The organism is Streptomyces sp. NPDC050625 (assembly GCF_040654755.1).
Lineage (GTDB): Bacteria > Actinomycetota > Actinomycetes > Streptomycetales > Streptomycetaceae > Streptomyces.
Window position 1 is genome coordinate 271,856 of sequence record NZ_JBFAIQ010000003.1, and the last position, 15,801, is coordinate 287,656.

The following is a 15,801-nucleotide window of genomic DNA, read 5'->3' on the forward strand; positions in this document are numbered from 1 at the left end:
GGGAGGTGGCTCACCGTCCGCAGAACTCGCCCTCGACCACCGCGTCGCTGTCCCCCGTCCAGTCGCCGTTGAAGTTGAACGACAGGGCGTGGCGGCCGTCGGCCGTGGTCACCGCGGAGGACGTGGAGCCGTGGATTCCGCCGTCGTGGCCCCAGACGTGGACTCCGCAGGAGAGGGTGCGGTCCATGAGGCCGAGGCCGTAGCCGGTGTTCGGGGCGCCCTCGATCTTCACCGTGGTCTTCATCTCCTTCAGCTGCTGTGGCGGGAGGAGGCCGCCGCGCAGGAGGGCACGGTAGAAGCGGTCGAGGTCGGCGGAGTCGGAGATCATCTCGCCCGCGGACGACGCCAGGGAGGGGTTCAGCTTCGTGACGTCGTACGTCGGGCCCGTGGCCGTCTGCGCGAGCTTGGAGTAGGCGCGGCTGCTGGGGTGCGGGACCGTGGCCCGGGTGCCGGGCAGGGAGGTCGCCCTCAGGTGCAGCGGGCCGATGACGCGGTGGGTGATCTCGCGGGCGTACGAGTGGCCGGTGACGCTCTTGATCACCATTCCGGCGAGTACGTAGTTGGTGTTGGAGTAGTTCCAGGAGGTGCCCGGCGCGAAGTCCGGCTCGTGCTTCATCGCTACCGCGACGAGCTGGGCCGGGGTGAGGGTGTCGTAGCGGTGCCGGAGGAAGCCGTCCGCCAGGAAATAGGTGCGGCCGAAGTCTTCGTCCGCCGTGTAGTTGTAGATGCCGCTGGTGTGGTTGAGGAGTTGGCGGATCGTGATCCGGCGGCCGTCGTGGCCATAGCCGTGCACCACGCCCGGCAGCCACTTCTCCACCGTGTCGTCCAGGGACAGCCGTCCCTCCGCCTCCAGCTGGAGCAGGACCGTCGCCACGAACGTCTTGGTGATGCTGCCCACGCGGTAACGGTCGTCCGCCGAGCGCGCGGCGCCCGTGCGCAGGTTGCCGGTGCCGGCCGTCGTCGACCAGGTGCCGTGGGCGTCCTCGGCGGTCGCGGTCACGCCGGGCACGCCCGCCTCGACCGCCGCCTCGATGGCCCGGCGGGTGGTGGCGTGCCCAGCGCCGCCTCCGGCGGGGCCGGCCGCCAGGGCCGGTCCCGCCAGCGCGGCCGACAGGACCAGGGTCGTGGCACCCACCAGTGTCGTACGTACGGACATGTCTTCCCCCAACTTCGCCGTCGAGCTCCGTCGGGGGGAGGGACCCGCGGAGATCGGCGCGGGTTGCCTGCCGGGGTACCGGTTGAGTGACTTTCAGCCCTTCTTCAGCACCAGTTCCGTGTTCCGGTCGTTGGCGTCGCCCGCGAGGGTCTTGCTGGCGCCGGGCGCGTTGAAGGACAGCTCGCGGTACAGGGCGGCCAGGCCCGTCTGGCTGAGGTCGGCGAAGTCCGTCCGGTGGGGGGCGGCCGACTCGATGAGCGTGGTGAAGATCGACAGCGTGCCGTCCTTGTTGTCGACCAGCTCGATCACCCGGGCGAGCTGCGGGTAATCGACGTGCGAGGCGGTGGAGATCTCCCAGAAGGAGCGGCCGCCGGACGCGGCGTGCGGGGTGACCACGTTCTTGTGGATGTGACCGTTCACCCAGGCCAGCACGTTGGCGTGGCTGCTGAGGAGGGACACGACCTCGGCTCCGTTGTGGCGGCGCTCGCCGGGGTGGGCGGGGTCCGGGCGGGTGTTGGTCATCGTCTTGCTGGTGTGGTGGCTGAAGACGACGGCGTACGAGTCCTTGTTGTCCCGCAGCGTCCTGTCCAGCCACTTCAGCTGGGCGGTGCCGATGGAGCCCTCGTAGTGGCCGCCGGCGTCGGTGGTGTCGAGGCTGATGCCGATCACGTCGTCGGCGATGCGGAAGGTGTAGTACTGGGTGCCCGCGGCGAGATTGGCGGAGGAGTAGCCGTGGCCTACCGGTCCGATGCCCTGGTGGGCCGGGTCCAGATGGGCCTTCAGATAGTCGGCGGAGGTGTACGGGGCGCGCTTCTCGTCCGGGGCGACCGAGCGCATGGACCGGGCGTGGGCCTTGAGGAAGTCCCGGTAGCCGACGCCCTTGGGGTCCTTGGCGTTCTTGATGGCGTCCTGGAGCTTCTTGGCGTCGGCGGCGGACACGTTCATCAGCTTCTTGCCGCCGATGGCCGCCTCGGCGAGGTAGGGGTCGCCGTGGGAGCCGTAGCAGCCGAGGGGCAGCGCGTCGTGGTTGCCGACGGTGGAGTACCAGGGCAGGTTGAGGCCGGGGCTGCGGACCTCCCGGACGGCGGCCGCCAAGAAGCCCTTGAGGTGCGGGAATCCAAGGGCCTTGTCGCCGTCGCGGAGTGTGGAGTCCGGCTGCCAGTACAGCTTGAGGCCGCTGTTCTGGACGCCCTCGTAGTGCCGCGCGTCACCGGAGTCGGGGGTGATGCGGCCGCCGCTCATGACCTTCATGAACCACTCCAGTTCGGAGTGGGCGTTGTTGTCGGTGTTGTCGCCGGTGGTCATGACGAAGTGCAGCGGGGAGCCGGTGACCGGGGCGCCCCGCAGCGCGTTGACCCGCTCGACGAGCGAGACGGCGCCCTGCACGGTCAGCGCCTCCTGCGGGCGCCAGGCGTGCGGGTCGGTGGAGCGCAGGAACTCCAGGCGCAGCGGGTGCTGGACGTCCATCAGGTGCAGATCGGTGAACTGCACGAAGGCGGCTAGGGGCGTACGGCGGCCCGCGCGGCCGGACTTGGGGGCGGCGAGCTCGCCGCGCACGACGCGCTTCCAGCCGGCGCCGTCGCCCAGGCGGCGGTATCCGGAGCTGGTGCGGGGTGCGGCGACCGTGGCGAGGGTGGTGCCCTTGGTGTAGGGGGCGAGGGGGGCCGCCGCGGCCTTGCGGGAGGAGGCGACCGGTGCCTGGGACGTGGTGGCGGCCTGGCTGTCGGTGGGGCGCAGGGCGTAGCCGATGCCCGCGGAGACGGACACCGCTCCGGCGGCGGCGAGGACGGTACGGCGGTTGACCCCCAGAGCGGAGGTGGCGACAGAGCGTATGCGCGACATGGCGCGATCTCCCCGGGTACGAACGCGTCGGCTGTGGTCGCGGGCGGTCGCTGTCGCGAACATCCCGCTCACTTTGGATCGTTGGCAGCGGGGATGACCTGCGCGTGAACGCGACGGCAACGGGCAGCGCCGATCACCGTACGTGGATCACGGGGTACAGGGGCGGCCATGGAGTGGATTTCGGGTGGCCCGGGGGCGGTCACTCAGTGTTCATCTCACGGGGTAGGGGACGGACCCCGGACCCTCGGCGGGCGAAGCCTCCTCCCACCCCCGTCAGACGGACTCCGCCGACCCCTCCACCCGCCCCTGCGCCGGTCGCTCGCGCCACAGCCGCAGGGCGATGTCGACCAGGCGCACCCGGGTGAGCCCGGGGACCGCGGACAGGTCCTGCCAGGCGGCCAGGTCGGTGGAGCCGTCGATCTCGTTGCGGAGTTCACCGCCGACGACCTCGCCCTCGTAGATGATCCGTACGCCGTGGTGGTCCGTGGCGGAGCGCAGCCCCTGGCGCCCGCGCAGATGGCGGAACGAATCCACGCCGAGGAGACCGGTCACCTCGATGCGGTAGCCGGTCTCCTCGGTCACCTCCCGGCGGACGGTGTCGTAGGGATCCTCACCGTGCTCCATACCGCCGCCCGGCAGCACCCACTCAGGGGTGCCGTCGGAGGCCGGGGAGCGGGCAAGCAGGATCCGTCCGTCGCGGACGCACACGGCGTAGGCCGCCACCCTCAACTTCTCGCGCACGGAGGGACGTTAACGCGCCCGCTCCGGATCGGCAGGCGAGTATCCGGGAGCGGGGTGAGCCGGAGCCACCGACGCCAACCGGTCACGTACCCTTGAGTGGTTAGCGGAGAAGGAGTGAGTGCCCCATGTCCGTCAGCCCCGACCCCCGTCCGCTCACCGGTGAGCCGCTCTCGCTCGATCTGCTCAACACGCGGTGGACCCGGGAGGGCGTCACCGAGGACCTGCTCACCGGCACCGAGGGGCTGGCGGTGTGGCTGGCGAGCAATGGGCTGGCGGGCGAGTACGCCGCCGACGCGGAGGTGCTGCGTCACCTTCTGCAGGCGCGGGAGGCGCTGAAGGCCGTGGTGGACGGGTCACCCGAGGAAGGCGCGCCGCTCGTCGACGCGGTCCTCGCGCACGGCCGGATCCGGCCCACGCTCACCGCCGAAGGGCCGGGCGAGCGGGCCGAGTTCAGTTATCCCGCCTGGGGGCCGGCCTGGCTCGCCGCCCGCGACTATCTGGAGCTGCTCGCCACCGCCCCCGACCGGATCCGCGGCTGCGCCCATGAGTCGTGCGTCCTGCACTTCTTCGACACGTCGAGGAACGGCACCCGCCGCTGGTGCTCCATGGCCGTGTGCGGCAACCGCGCGAAGGCGTCCCGGCATTACGCCCGCTCCAAGGAAGAAACCTGATCCATTCGGGATTTAACCCCCCACATCCGATAGCGGGTTTTCCCCATACATGGATTTCGATTCGGTCAACACTCCCCAAAGTTCTGTCTCTTGGGTAAAGCTGTGCGCTCGTCCGGCACGGAAGTCTCCGTCTACAAGGGATGCCGATGACCCACACCCCCGAGCGCGAACCCATACCCGGCCCGAGACGCCTGGCCCGCATAGCCGTGGCCGTCGGCGTGGTGGCCGCTCTCTCCGCGGCAGGGCCGATACCCATGGCCTTCTCCGCCGACGCACCGCCCACGGCCGCCGACCCCGGCGTCAAGTCCGCCCACGACAAGCTCGGTTCGGACGACGCCGACCTGCTCGCCGAGGCCAAGGCCGCCGGGGACAAGAACGTCACGATGATGGTCGCGACCGCCCCGGGCAAGACCGAGCAGGTCGCCCAGGAGCTGGACGCGGTCAAGGGCGGCTCGGTGGGCCGTACGTACGACAAGCTCGGCTATGTCCGCGCCACCGTCCCGACCGGCAGGGCCGACGCGGCCATCGCCGCCGCCGCGAAGCTGTCCTCGGTGCACGCCATCGACCTGCGCCAGGAGATCCAGCTCGACGACCCGGCACCGAGCGCGGACACCGCCAAGGGCGCGGCGAACGCGGGGACCGCGGCCACCTACCCGGCACCGGGCAAGAACACCCCGGCCGCGAACCCGTACAACCCGTCCTTCGAGACCGGCGCCGTCGACTTCGTCAAGGAGCACCCGAAGGCGGACGGCCGCGGCATCACCATCGGCATCCTGGACTCCGGCGTCGACCTCGGCCACCCCGCGCTGCAGAAGACCACCACCGGCGAGCGGAAGATCGTCGACTGGGTGACGGCGACCGACCCGATCGTCGACAGCGACCAGACCTGGCGTCCGATGGTGACGGCCGTGTCCGGACCGAGCTTCAGCTACGGCGGCAGCACCTGGACGGCGCCCGCGGGGTCGTACCAGATCAGCACGTTCAAGGAGTCGTACACCACCGGCGGTGACGCGGCGGGCGACGCCAACCGGGACGGCGACACCACCGACTCCTGGGGCGTCCTGTACGACGCGGCGGCCGGCACGGTCACCGTCGACCTGAACAACAACCACGACTTCTCCGACGACACGCCGATGAAGCCGTACAAGGACGGCTACCAGATCGGCTACTTCGGCACCGACAACCCGGCCACCGACGTGGTCGAGCGGCAGCCGTTCGTCGTGCAGATCCGCAAGGACGTCCCGATGGACCCGTACGGCGGGTCCTGGGTCGGCAAGAAGGCCGACTTCGTCAACATCGGTGTCATCGAGTCCGAGCACGGCACCCACGTCGCCGGCATCACCTCCGCCAACGGTCTGTTCGGCGGGAAGATGAACGGCGCCGCGCCCGGCGCGAAGATCGTCTCCTCCCGCGCCTGCACCTGGACCGGCGGCTGCACCAACGTCGCGCTCACCGAGGGCATGATCGACCTCGTCGCCAACCGCGGCGTCGACATCGTCAACATGTCCATCGGCGGTCTCCCGGCGCTCAACGACGGCAACAACGCGCGCGCCGAGCTGTACACGCGCCTCATCGACACCTACGGCGTCCAGCTGGTCATCTCCGCGGGCAACTCCGGCCCCGGCGCCAACACCATCGGCGACCCCGGCCTGGCCGACAAGGTCATCTCGGTCGGCGCGGGCATCTCCAAGGAGACCTGGGCCGCCAACTACGGCTCGGCCGTGGAGAAGAAGTACGCGCTGCTGCCCTTCTCCTCCCGCGGCCCGCGCGAGGACGGCGGCTTCACGCCGACGCTCGTCGCGCCCGGCGCCTCGATCAACTCCACCCAGACCTGGCTGCCCGGTGGCCCGGTCGCCGAGGCGGGCTACTCGCTGCCGGCCGGCTACTCGATGCTCCAGGGCACCTCGATGGCCTCCCCGCAGGCGGCGGGCGCGAGCGCGCTGCTGCTGAGCGCCGCCGAGCAGAAGGGCATCGCCCTCAGCCCGGCCGACCTGCGCACGGCTCTCACCTCGACCGCCCACCACATCAAGGGTGCGCAGGCGTACGAGGAGGGTGCGGGCCGTATCGACATCGTCGACGCCTGGGACGCGATCCGCGACGAGGCGACCGCGCACGACTACACGGTCAAGGCGCCCGTCGACACCGCGATCGACTTCGCCCTGAAGACACCGGGCTTCGGCACCGGCCTGTACGACCGCGAGGGCGGCCTGAAGGCGGGTCAGAAGAAGACGTACGACGTCACCATCACCCGTACCACCGGCCCGGACCGGGCGCTGTGGCACGAGCTGAACCTCGTGAACAACGCCGGTGACACCTTCCGGATCGTCGGCGACGACAGGGTGAAGCTGCCGCTGAACCAGCCGGTGACCGTCAAGGTCCAGGCGGCTCCGCGGTCCGCGGGCATCAAGAGCGCGATCCTGGAGGTCGACGACCCGAGGACCGAGGGCGTCGACAAGCAGATCCTCACCACGGTCGTGGTGTCGACCCCGGTCGGCTACACCGTCTCCGCGTCGGATTCGGTGCAGCGCAACAGCACCCGGTCGTACTTCCTGAACGTCCCGGCCGGCGCCAAGTCCCTGGAGGTCGCGATGAGCGGCCTGAAGGACAAGAGCCAGACGCGGTTCATCGCGATCCACCCGTACGGCGTTCCGGTCGACAACACCTCGACGCCGTTCTGCTACAACAACTACCTGGACGGCAACGGCTGCAGGCCCGACGTGCGCTCGTACGCGGACCCGCAGGCCGGCGTCTGGGAGATCGAGGTCGAGTCGCGCCGTACGTCGCCGCTGCTCGACAACCCGTACAAGCTGGACGTCACCGTCCTCGGCGCGGCCTTCGACCCGGAGACCGTGACCGTGCCCGAGGCCAAGGTCGGCAGCCCGGCCGCCGTCTCCTGGAAGGTGACCAACAAGTACGCGGCGCTGGACGGCAAGCTCGTCGGCGGCCCGCTCGGCTCCTCGAAGACGGCCCGGCCGTCGATCAAGGAGGGCGAGACGCAGACCACCACGGTGACCGTGCCAGAGGGCGCCAAGTCGCTGGACGTGGCCATCGGCAGGGCCTCCGACACGGCGGCCGACCTCGACCTGACGGTGTACGACGCGAGCGGCACGAAGGTCGCGCAGTCCGCGGACGGCGACTCCGAGGAGGCGGTCTCCATCGCCTCGCCGGCCGCCGGCACCTACACCGTCGAGGTCGCGGGCTACTCGGTTCCGGCCGGCTCGACCGACTACGACTACCTGGACGTGTTCTTCTCCGCCACGCTCGGCTCCGTCACCGTCGACGGCTCGGCGCCGGTGAAGCTCGGCACGGGTGACTCGGCCACGGTGACCGGTCAGGTCACGGCGGCCGCGCCGGCCCCCGAGGGACGCGAGTTCTTCGGCCGGGTCCAGCTGGTCAACGCGCGCGGGACGGTCGCGGGCGTGGGCAGCGTGCAGATCGACAAGGTCACTCCGTAACACCGGTTCGGAAATCCGTAACACCGGTTCGGAAAGAGGGGCGGGCGTCCTGGTGGGCGCCCGCCCCTTCGTGTGCGCGGGTCATCCGCAGCCGGGAGTGCCGGTCGCGGACGGCGACGCGTCGGGGACGAGGGCGGCCCGCTCGTCGGCGATCTCCTGCTTCCCGGTCACCCACAGGTCCGGGACGGCGGCCCGGTCCGCGAAGCCGACCAGCACCTGTTCGCCCTCGCGGGGGGACGGGTCGATCGACTCGTCCGTGAGGAAGGTGAGTTCGTCCTTGCCCTCGGCCGGCTTGTAGTAGCGGGTCACGCGCAGGGTGACCCGCCGCTGTCCGGTGCCCGGGACCCGCTCGACGGCGGTCACACGGCCCTCGACCACGAGCTGGGCGCAGGCCGTGTACATCGGCCCACGGCCCGACTTCCCGTCGGCGGCCTTGGCCGCGCTGTCGCTCGCCCCGCCCGCCATGTTGCTCCCCGTCTGGGCCAGCAGCCAGGCCATCCCGGACAGCACGGCCGCCACGGCGACCACGGCAAGGGCCCCGAAGGCGAGGTTCAGCGCACGGGGCCGACGGGTGCGCACGGGTCGTACCGCGCTCACCGGTGCCGGCTTCGGTGCCGTCGCGGGCTCGGCCAACGCCTCGGCGAGGAGCCCCAGTTGCTCCCGGAGCAGCGCCACATCGGCCGCCGCGGCGCCGTGCTCGGCCATGAACGCGGCATCGGCGCGGGCCTCGTCCGACAGCGGCCGGTCCATGAGGACGGCCATCAGCGCGTCCGGACCGGAGTCACCGTCGTCGTGTCCGCCGTATCCGTCGGGTGCGCGGTATCCGTCGTGTGCGCCGTATCCCTCGTGTCCGTCGTATCCATCGTGTTCGGCGGTCACGTCACACCACCTCGTCCTCGTGCAGGCGGGCGCGCAGGGCCCGTACCGCCGTGTGCAGCCTGCTCTTGACCGTGCCCTCGGGAATGCCGAGCTCCTCGGCTATCCCGCGCACCGGCAGGTCGGCGTAGAAGCGCAGGACGACGACCTGGCGCTGGCTGTCGGGCAGGTCGTCCAGGCCCTGGGCCACGGCGAGCGAGAGCACGCTGGTGTCCTCGCCGGAGGGGTGCTCGCCCTGCCGGAGCGAGGCCAGCCGCTCGCCGAGCCGTTCCTGGCGGCGCTTGGCGCGGTGCCAGTCCATGGCGAGGTTGGAGGCGACGACCGCCGCCCAGGCCGAGACGTCCCGCGGCGCCTCCTCGCCCTTCGCGGCCCGCTCCAGCAGCCGAAGGCGGACCTGCTGCACCCCGTCCAGCAGATCCGCCTGAGGCACCCCGCCCAGCGCGAGCACCGCCCGCACCCGGCGTTCCTGGGCCGCGTCCAGCGGATCGTCCCCTCCGTGATCCGCACCCTGGCCGCGGCGGGCCTTTCTGCGCAGCACAGCCACCCCTCCCCTCGCCGCGTTTCCCCTATGACGCGGGCGCGAGCCGAAACGTTCGCGGTGATTTTCCGCGATCCTTCCGCGATCTTCCGGACCCCGCACCTCCACTTGATCCACTCGTCTCCGACGCGTCGACTTCACGCCGCCTCCGCTGTCACCATGAACCCCATGACGCACATCACCAAAGGAGCGAACACCCCTGTCCCCGCAGGCCCGTTGCGGGTCGCGGTCTGCCGGCGGAACGTGCCCGGGACGCCGGTCGTGGACGCGTCGGCCCTGCTGCTCGACGCGGCGGGCAAGGTCCGCGGCGATGCCGACCTCGTGTTCTACAACCAGCCCGCGCATCCCTCCGGGGCGGTACGGCACACGGGGGCGGGCGAGGGCGACGGGATGCTCGCCGAGTGGCTGGAGGTGGACCTGCCGCGCGTCGAGCCGGAGATACAGCGGGTGCTGATCGCAGGCTCCTGCGACGGCGGGGTGTTCGGGCAGGTGCCCGGGCTGTATGTGCAGGCGGTGACGGCGGACGGCGCGCTGGTGGTGCACTACGCGGTGACCGACGCGTCGAGCGAGACCGCGTTCGTGCTCGGGGAGTTCTACCGGCGCAACGGGCAGTGGAAGTTCCGGGCGGTGGGGCAGGGGTACGCCTCCGGGCTCGCGGGGCTGGCGACGGACTTCGGCATCGCGGTGGAACAGCCGACCCCGACCCCGGCACCGGCGCCAGCGCCGGCCCCGGTACCGGTGCCTCCGCCGCCCCGCAGGACGCCGCGCCCTACTCCTTCGGCCCCCAGTTCCCGCCGTACGTCCAGCGCGGCCGCGGCAACGGCGTCGTCTCCGTGGACGCGCCCCTGCCGCCCGGCCCGGTGATCGTGGAGGCCTGGCACGAGGGCGACGGCTACTTCGGGATGCACACCCTGACTCGCCGCAACAAGGACGACGAGCTCCTCTACAACAGCACCCTGCGCGACTTCCGCGGCCGCGCCTTCGTGCTGCCGCCGGCGGACCGCCCGCTGCGGCTGCGGGTGGAGGCCGACCACGACTGGACGGTGTCCGTACAGCCGCTGTCGGTGGCCCGCCGGATCGGCCAGGGCCCGCTGAGCGGATACGGCCCGGAGGTCATCGCCTACACCGGCACGGCGGCCGATCTCGACGTCGACTTCGCGGGCGACGAGGACGGCGGCGGCTACTTCGGGCTGAAGTGCCTGGAGGCCCGGAATCTCGGCAGGCCCGACGAGTACGACCTGCTGGTCAACGACACCGACCCGTTCCGCCAGACCGTGCCCCTGCCCGACGGCCCCCTGCTGCTGCTCCTGGAGGCCGACGGCCCCTGGCAGCTCACCGCCCGGCCGCTGCCCGTGTTCGACGGGGCCGCCGCGCAGGCCGCCGGTGCCTGGACGGGCCGCGGCGACCGCACGGTCACCCTCGCCAACCCGGCCCCGGGACGCCCCGCGCTGCTGGAGTACTCCTTCACCGACGCCGGCACCTTCGCGTCGTACCGGGTCAAGCTGCTCGACGAGTACGACGACGAGGAGACGTTCCTGGAGGGCTCCCGGCACGGCCGGCACGGCCGCACCGTGCTCTTCCGCAAGGGCGAGCCGGAGGTACGGCTGAAGGTGGAGGACGGCGGCGACTGGAGCCTGCGCCTGCTGCCGATCGAGCAGGTGCCGCCGCTCACCGGCGCCGCGGAGGGCCGCGGCAGCGCGGTGTTCCGCTACGACGGCCCGCCCGCGCTGCTCGGTCTGCGCCGCACCACCTCCGACACGGAGCCGCTGGAGACCCGCACCCTGCAGGCCGACGGGCAGCTGCGGATCTCCGCCGACAGCGTGGGGCGGCGCCGCCCGACCGTCGGACCGGTGTGGGTCTCGGCGGCCGGGTACTGCTACGTGCACGTCTTCGCCGCGAGCGTCGACACCGGCTGGCGGATCGAGACCGCGGACACGGCCTCCGTACCGGTGCTCGGCAAGCTCGTGGAGGGCCAGGGCTATGGAGTCGTACGTCACACCGGGCCCGAGGCCGAGGTGATGGTCAAGCACGAGCCGCGCGGGATGCTGGACCTGGTGGTGCTCTGGCAACTGGACGAACGCCTGGAACCGGTGCGCCGGATCAGCACGGCTTCCGGTCTGCAGCGCGTTCCGGGAGGATTCCTCCAGATCAGGACGTCCGGCAAGTGGAGCATCGAGCTGCGCGGCTGACGTGAGACCCGTCCCATTCCTCGGGCAAAGGATTGGACACGTGGGCCGGGGTGAGACGCATGATGGAAAGGCCCCGGCCACGCAGGGGGCACCCGCAAGCCATGTGAAGGAGTCGCAGTGAGGGTCGGAATCGTCGGAGCCACCGGTCAGGTCGGCACGGTCATGCGCAGGATCCTCACGGAGCGTGACTTCCCGCTGGACGAGCTGCGGCTGTTCGCCTCGGCCCGCTCGGCCGGCACGGTCCTCGACGGTGTGACGGTGGAGGACGCGGCGACCGCCGACTACACCGGCCTGGACATCGTCCTCTTCTCGGCGGGCGGCGCGACCTCCAAGGCGCTGGCCGAGAAGGTCGCCTCCCAGGGTGCCGTGGTGATCGACAACTCCTCCGCGTGGCGCAAGGACCCCCAGGTGCCGCTGGTGGTCTCCGAGGTGAACCCGCACGCGATCGCCGACCGGCCCAAGGGCATCATCGCCAACCCGAACTGCACCACGATGGCCGCGATGCCGGTGCTGAAGCCGCTGCATGCCGAGGCGGGCCTGGAGGCGCTGGTCGTCGCCACCTACCAGGCGGTGTCCGGGTCCGGGCTCGCGGGTGTGGCGGAGCTGCACGGGCAGGCGCAGAAGGTGATCGCCGAGGCGGACAAGCTGACCCACGACGGCGAGGCGGTGGACTTCCCGGAGCCGGGCGTCTACAAGCGCCCCATCGCCTTCAACGTGCTCCCCTTCGCGGGCAACCTCGTCGACGACGGCCTGAACGAGACCGACGAGGAGCAGAAGCTCCGCAGCGAGTCCCGCAAGATCCTGGAGATCCCGGCCCTCAAGGTCTCCGGCACCTGTGTGCGCGTCCCGGTCTTCTCCGGCCACTCGCTGCAGGTCAACGCCCGTTTCGCCCGTCCGATCGCCCCGGAGCGGGCGGCCGAGCTGCTCGCCGACGCGCCGGGTGTCGTCCTCACCGACATCCCCACCCCCCTCCAGGCGGCCGGCAAGGACCCCTCGTACGTCGGCCGCATCCGCCGCGACGAGACCGTCGAGCACGGCCTGGCCCTGTTCATCTCCAACGACAACCTCCGCAAGGGCGCGGCCCTGAACGCCGTCCAGATCGCGGAACTGGTGGCGGCGGAGCTGCGCGGCTAGGCCCTGCGCACCTCGTAGAGGAAACATCCGTACTCGACGGCCCGGACGTGGACGAGCGCCACATCCGGGTCGTCGAACGCGTTCTGGAGGGCGGCGGCGAGGTCCTCGGCACGCTCCACCAGCCGCCCGCCCAGGATGTGTCCCTCGGCCGAGTAGCGGCGGACGGTCCGGTGCGCGTTCGAGAAGGGCAGTCCGTCACCCTCCGGCCCCCGGCACTCCTCCGCGTGGATGAACACGGGACCCTGCTCGTCGTAGGCACCCGGATCGGCACCGGTCCCGGCCGCCCAGCGGCGCAGGGGCGCGTAGGAGACGAGGGCAATGCTCTCGCCCGGGACGCTCCGGCGCAGACAGCAGCGCAGCGGAGCACCACCCTCCTCGTCCGTCACGGGAACCGTCTCGCGTCCCGCGTCGTCAGTGGAACGCAGCTCCTTCAGGACCGGCGGGTCGATGGGTCGTGCGGTGTACGTCGTCATGTGCCCAGGCTGGCGCGATCGGGCCCCGCCGACCGGCGGGATCCGGACATCGCGTTCCGCGCGGGTCCCATGGAAGGATGGCGCAACCCACACATAACGAGGAGATGACCGCGTGCCTGGCACAAACCTGACTCGCGATGAGGCGCAGCAGCGGGCGAAGCTGCTGACCGTTGACTCGTACGAGATCGATCTCGACCTCTCCGGCGCGCAGGAGGGCGGCACCTACAGGTCCGTGACCACGGTGCGCTTCGACGTCACCGAAACCGGTGTCGAATCCTTCATCGACCTGGTGGCCCCGACGGTCCACGAGGTGACCCTCAACGGCGACCCGCTCGACCCCGACCAGGTCTTCAAGGACTCGCGGATCGCCCTGCCGGGCCTCCTGGAGGGCCGCAACGTCCTCCGTGTCGTCGCCGACTGCGCGTACACCAACACCGGCGAGGGCCTGCACCGCTTCGTCGACCCGGTGGACGAGCAGGCCTACCTCTACACCCAGTTCGAGGTGCCCGACGCCCGCCGGGTCTTCGCCTCCTTCGAGCAGCCGGACCTCAAGGCCACCTTCCAGTTCACGGTGAAGGCACCGACTGGCTGGACGGTCATTTCCAACTCGCCGACGCCCGAGCCCAAGGACGACCTCTGGGTCTTCGAGCCGACGCCGCGCATCTCGTCGTACATCACCGCGCTGATCGTCGGGCCGTACCACTCGGTGCACAGCGTGTACGAGAAGGACGGCCAGTCGGTGCCGCTGGGCATCTACTGCCGTCCCTCGCTCGCCGAGTTCCTCGACTCGGACGCGATCTTCGAGGTGACCCGGCAGGGCTTCGACTGGTTCCAGGAGAAGTTCGACTACGCGTACCCGTTCAAGGAGTACGACCAGCTCTTCGTGCCGGAGTTCAACGCGGGCGCGATGGAGAACGCGGGCGCGGTGACCATCCGCGACCAGTACGTCTTCCGGTCCAAGGTGACCGACGCGGCGTACGAGGTGCGTGCGGAGACGATCCTGCACGAGCTGGCCCACATGTGGTTCGGCGACCTGGTCACCATGGAGTGGTGGAACGACCTGTGGCTGAACGAGTCGTTCGCCACCTACACCTCCATCGCCTGCCAGGCCTACGCCCCCGGGTCGCGCTGGCCGCACGCGTGGACGACGTTCGCCAACTCCATGAAGACGTGGGCCTACCGGCAGGACCAGCTGCCGTCCACCCACCCGATCATGGCCGAGATCAACGACCTCGACGACGTGCTCGTCAACTTCGACGGCATCACTTACGCCAAGGGCGCGTCCGTCCTCAAGCAGCTCGTCGCGTACGTCGGCATGGACGAGTTCTTCAAGGGCGTGCAGGCCTATTTCAAGGCCCACGCGTACGGCAACACGCGCCTGTCCGACCTGCTGGGCGCGCTGGAGGAGACCTCCGGGCGCGATCTGAAGACCTGGTCGAGGAAATGGCTGGAGACGGCCGGCATCAACGTCCTGCGCCCGGAGATCGAGACGGACGCCGAGGGTGTCATCACCTCCTTCGCCATCCGCCAGGAGGCCCCGGCCCTGCCCGCCGGCGCCAAGGGTGAGCCGACCCTGCGCCCGCACCGGATCGCGGTCGGTCTGTACGAGCTCGACGGCGAGAGCGGCAAGCTGGTCCGTGACGAGCGTGTCGAGCTGGACGTGGACGGCGAGCTGACCGCCGTACCGCAGCTGGCCGGTCGGCGCCGCCCGGACGTGGTCCTGCTCAACGACGACGACCTGTCGTACGCCAAGGTCCGCCTGGACGAGAAGTCCCTGGCCTTCGTGACCGAGCACCTCGGCGACTTCGAGTCCTCCCTGCCCCGCGCCCTGTGCTGGGCGTCGGCCTGGGACATGACCCGGGACGCCGAGCTCGCCACCCGCGACTATCTGTCGCTGGTGCTGTCGGGCATCGGCAAGGAGTCCGACATCGGCGTGGTGCAGTCGCTGCAGCGCCAGGTGAAGCTGGCCATCGAGCTGTACGCCGACCCGGCCGCCCGCGAGGCCCTGCTCACCCGCTGGACGGACGCCACGCTGGCCCATCTGCGCTCCGCCGCGCCGGGCAGCGACCACCAGCTGGCCTGGGCCCGGGCGTTCGCCGCGACCGCCCGTACGCCGGAGCAGCTGGACCTTCTCGAAGGTCTGCTGGACGGCACCCAGACGATCGAGGGCCTGGTCGTCGACACGGAGCTGCGCTGGGCGTTCGTGGAGCGTCTGGCCGCGGTGGGCCGGTTCGACGAGACGGAGATCGCGGGCGAGTACGAGCGGGACAGGACCGCGGCCGGTGAGCGGCACGCGGCCACCTCGCGCGCGGCCCGCCCGACGCCCGAGGCCAAGGCGGAGGCGTGGGCGTCGGTCATCGAGTCCGACAAGCTCCCCAACGCCGTGCAGGAGGCCGTGATCGGCGGCTTCGTCCAGACCGATCAGCGCGAGCTGCTGGCGCCGTACACGGAGAAGTTCTTCGAGGTCCTGAAGGACATCTGGGACTCCCGTTCGCACGAGATCGCGCAGCAGATCGTGATCGGCCTGTACCCGTCGATCCAGGTGTCCGAGGAGACCCTCGCCAGGACGGACGCCTGGCTCGCCTCGGCCGAGCCCAACGCGGCCCTGCGCCGCCTCGTCTCGGAGTCCCGCTCGGGCGTGGAGCGGGCCCTGAAGGCACAGGCGGCGGACGCGGCGGCCGCCTAGTCCGTACGGTGACGAGGGGCGCCCGGTGATCCACCGGGCG

The 15,801-nt window shown here is 71.0% G+C and carries 12 protein-coding genes; 6 read left to right on the forward strand and 6 right to left on the reverse strand.

The window, feature by feature from the left end; translation table 11 throughout:
• Positions 1-10: 10 nt before the first annotated feature.
• The 3 genes from AB0I54_RS08745 to AB0I54_RS08755 all read right to left on the reverse strand — a co-directional run bounded on the left by AB0I54_RS08745 (position 11) and on the right by AB0I54_RS08755 (position 3,721).
• Positions 11-1,156: a serine hydrolase domain-containing protein gene (locus tag AB0I54_RS08745; RefSeq protein WP_363295197.1), complete on the reverse strand. Its 1,146-nt coding sequence runs from the start codon at positions 1,154-1,156 to the stop codon at positions 11-13.
• A gap of 93 nt (positions 1,157-1,249) precedes the next feature.
• Positions 1,250-2,998 (reverse strand): TIGR03767 family metallophosphoesterase, encoded by a 1,749-nt coding sequence (locus tag AB0I54_RS08750; RefSeq protein ID WP_363295198.1) that lies wholly within the window; start codon positions 2,996-2,998, stop codon positions 1,250-1,252.
• 273 nt (positions 2,999-3,271) lie between these two features.
• Positions 3,272-3,721: an NUDIX hydrolase gene (locus tag AB0I54_RS08755; RefSeq protein WP_363295509.1), complete on the reverse strand. Its 450-nt coding sequence runs from the start codon at positions 3,719-3,721 to the stop codon at positions 3,272-3,274.
• A 143-nt stretch (positions 3,722-3,864) separates the two neighbouring features.
• Here AB0I54_RS08755 and AB0I54_RS08760 point away from each other — a divergent pair, with 143 nt between their 5' ends.
• Both AB0I54_RS08760 and AB0I54_RS08765 read left to right on the forward strand, forming a co-directional pair.
• The gene (locus tag AB0I54_RS08760; protein WP_363295199.1) at positions 3,865-4,410 is read left to right on the forward strand and encodes a CGNR zinc finger domain-containing protein; all 546 of its coding nucleotides are present in this window, start codon (positions 3,865-3,867) and stop codon (positions 4,408-4,410) included.
• Between the two features lie 146 nt (positions 4,411-4,556).
• On the forward strand, positions 4,557-7,865 hold the full coding sequence (locus AB0I54_RS08765) for a S8 family serine peptidase (RefSeq protein ID WP_363295200.1): 3,309 nt from the start codon (positions 4,557-4,559) through the stop codon (positions 7,863-7,865).
• Positions 7,866-7,946: 81 nt separating this feature from the next.
• Here AB0I54_RS08765 and AB0I54_RS08770 read toward each other — a convergent pair whose 3' ends face one another.
• Together AB0I54_RS08770 and AB0I54_RS08775 are read right to left on the reverse strand one after the other, a co-directional pair.
• Positions 7,947-8,744 (reverse strand): hypothetical protein, encoded by a 798-nt coding sequence (locus tag AB0I54_RS08770; protein ID WP_363295201.1) that lies wholly within the window; start codon positions 8,742-8,744, stop codon positions 7,947-7,949.
• Between the two features lies 1 nt (position 8,745).
• Positions 8,746-9,285, reverse strand: coding sequence for a sigma-70 family RNA polymerase sigma factor (locus tag AB0I54_RS08775; RefSeq protein ID WP_363295202.1), 540 nt, complete (start codon positions 9,283-9,285; stop codon positions 8,746-8,748).
• Between the two features lie 162 nt (positions 9,286-9,447).
• Between AB0I54_RS08775 and AB0I54_RS08780 the strand changes: the two genes are divergently transcribed.
• The 3 genes from AB0I54_RS08780 to AB0I54_RS08790 all read left to right on the forward strand — a co-directional run bounded on the left by AB0I54_RS08780 (position 9,448) and on the right by AB0I54_RS08790 (position 12,602).
• Positions 9,448-10,143: a TerD family protein gene (locus AB0I54_RS08780; RefSeq protein ID WP_363295203.1), complete on the forward strand. Its 696-nt coding sequence runs from the start codon at positions 9,448-9,450 to the stop codon at positions 10,141-10,143.
• On the forward strand, positions 10,113-11,468 hold the full coding sequence (locus tag AB0I54_RS08785) for a hypothetical protein (protein ID WP_363295204.1): 1,356 nt from the start codon (positions 10,113-10,115) through the stop codon (positions 11,466-11,468). The genes AB0I54_RS08780 and AB0I54_RS08785 overlap by 31 nt, the downstream gene beginning before the upstream one ends.
• A 117-nt stretch (positions 11,469-11,585) precedes the next feature.
• Complete coding sequence (locus AB0I54_RS08790; RefSeq protein ID WP_363295205.1) at positions 11,586-12,602, forward strand: aspartate-semialdehyde dehydrogenase; 1,017 nt, start codon at positions 11,586-11,588, stop codon at positions 12,600-12,602.
• Here the strand turns inward: AB0I54_RS08790 and AB0I54_RS08795 are convergent.
• Positions 12,599-13,075, reverse strand: a complete 477-nt coding sequence (locus AB0I54_RS08795; RefSeq protein WP_363295206.1) for a DUF1203 domain-containing protein — start codon at positions 13,073-13,075, stop codon at positions 12,599-12,601. The two genes, AB0I54_RS08790 and AB0I54_RS08795, sit on opposite strands and share 4 nt — an antisense overlap.
• A 112-nt stretch (positions 13,076-13,187) precedes the next feature.
• On the opposite strand from AB0I54_RS08795, the gene pepN reads away from it, so the two are divergent.
• The gene (pepN, locus tag AB0I54_RS08800; protein ID WP_363295207.1) at positions 13,188-15,761 is read left to right on the forward strand and encodes an aminopeptidase N; all 2,574 of its coding nucleotides are present in this window, start codon (positions 13,188-13,190) and stop codon (positions 15,759-15,761) included.
• Positions 15,762-15,801: the final 40 nt, after the last annotated feature.

Excerpts from the sequence above, each read along its gene's own strand:
- AB0I54_RS08745 (WP_363295197.1), bottom strand. The coding sequence starts at position 1,156 with ATGTCCGTACGTACGACACTGGTGGGTGCCACGACCCTGGTCCTGTCG.
- AB0I54_RS08750 (WP_363295198.1), bottom strand. The coding sequence starts at position 2,998 with ATGTCGCGCATACGCTCTGTCGCCACCTCCGCTCTGGGGGTCAACCGC.
- AB0I54_RS08760 (WP_363295199.1), top strand. The coding sequence starts at position 3,865 with ATGTCCGTCAGCCCCGACCCCCGTCCGCTCACCGGTGAGCCGCTCTCG.
- AB0I54_RS08765 (WP_363295200.1), top strand. The coding sequence starts at position 4,557 with ATGACCCACACCCCCGAGCGCGAACCCATACCCGGCCCGAGACGCCTG.
- AB0I54_RS08780 (WP_363295203.1), top strand. The coding sequence starts at position 9,448 with ATGACGCACATCACCAAAGGAGCGAACACCCCTGTCCCCGCAGGCCCG.
- AB0I54_RS08795 (WP_363295206.1), bottom strand. The coding sequence starts at position 13,075 with ATGACGACGTACACCGCACGACCCATCGACCCGCCGGTCCTGAAGGAG.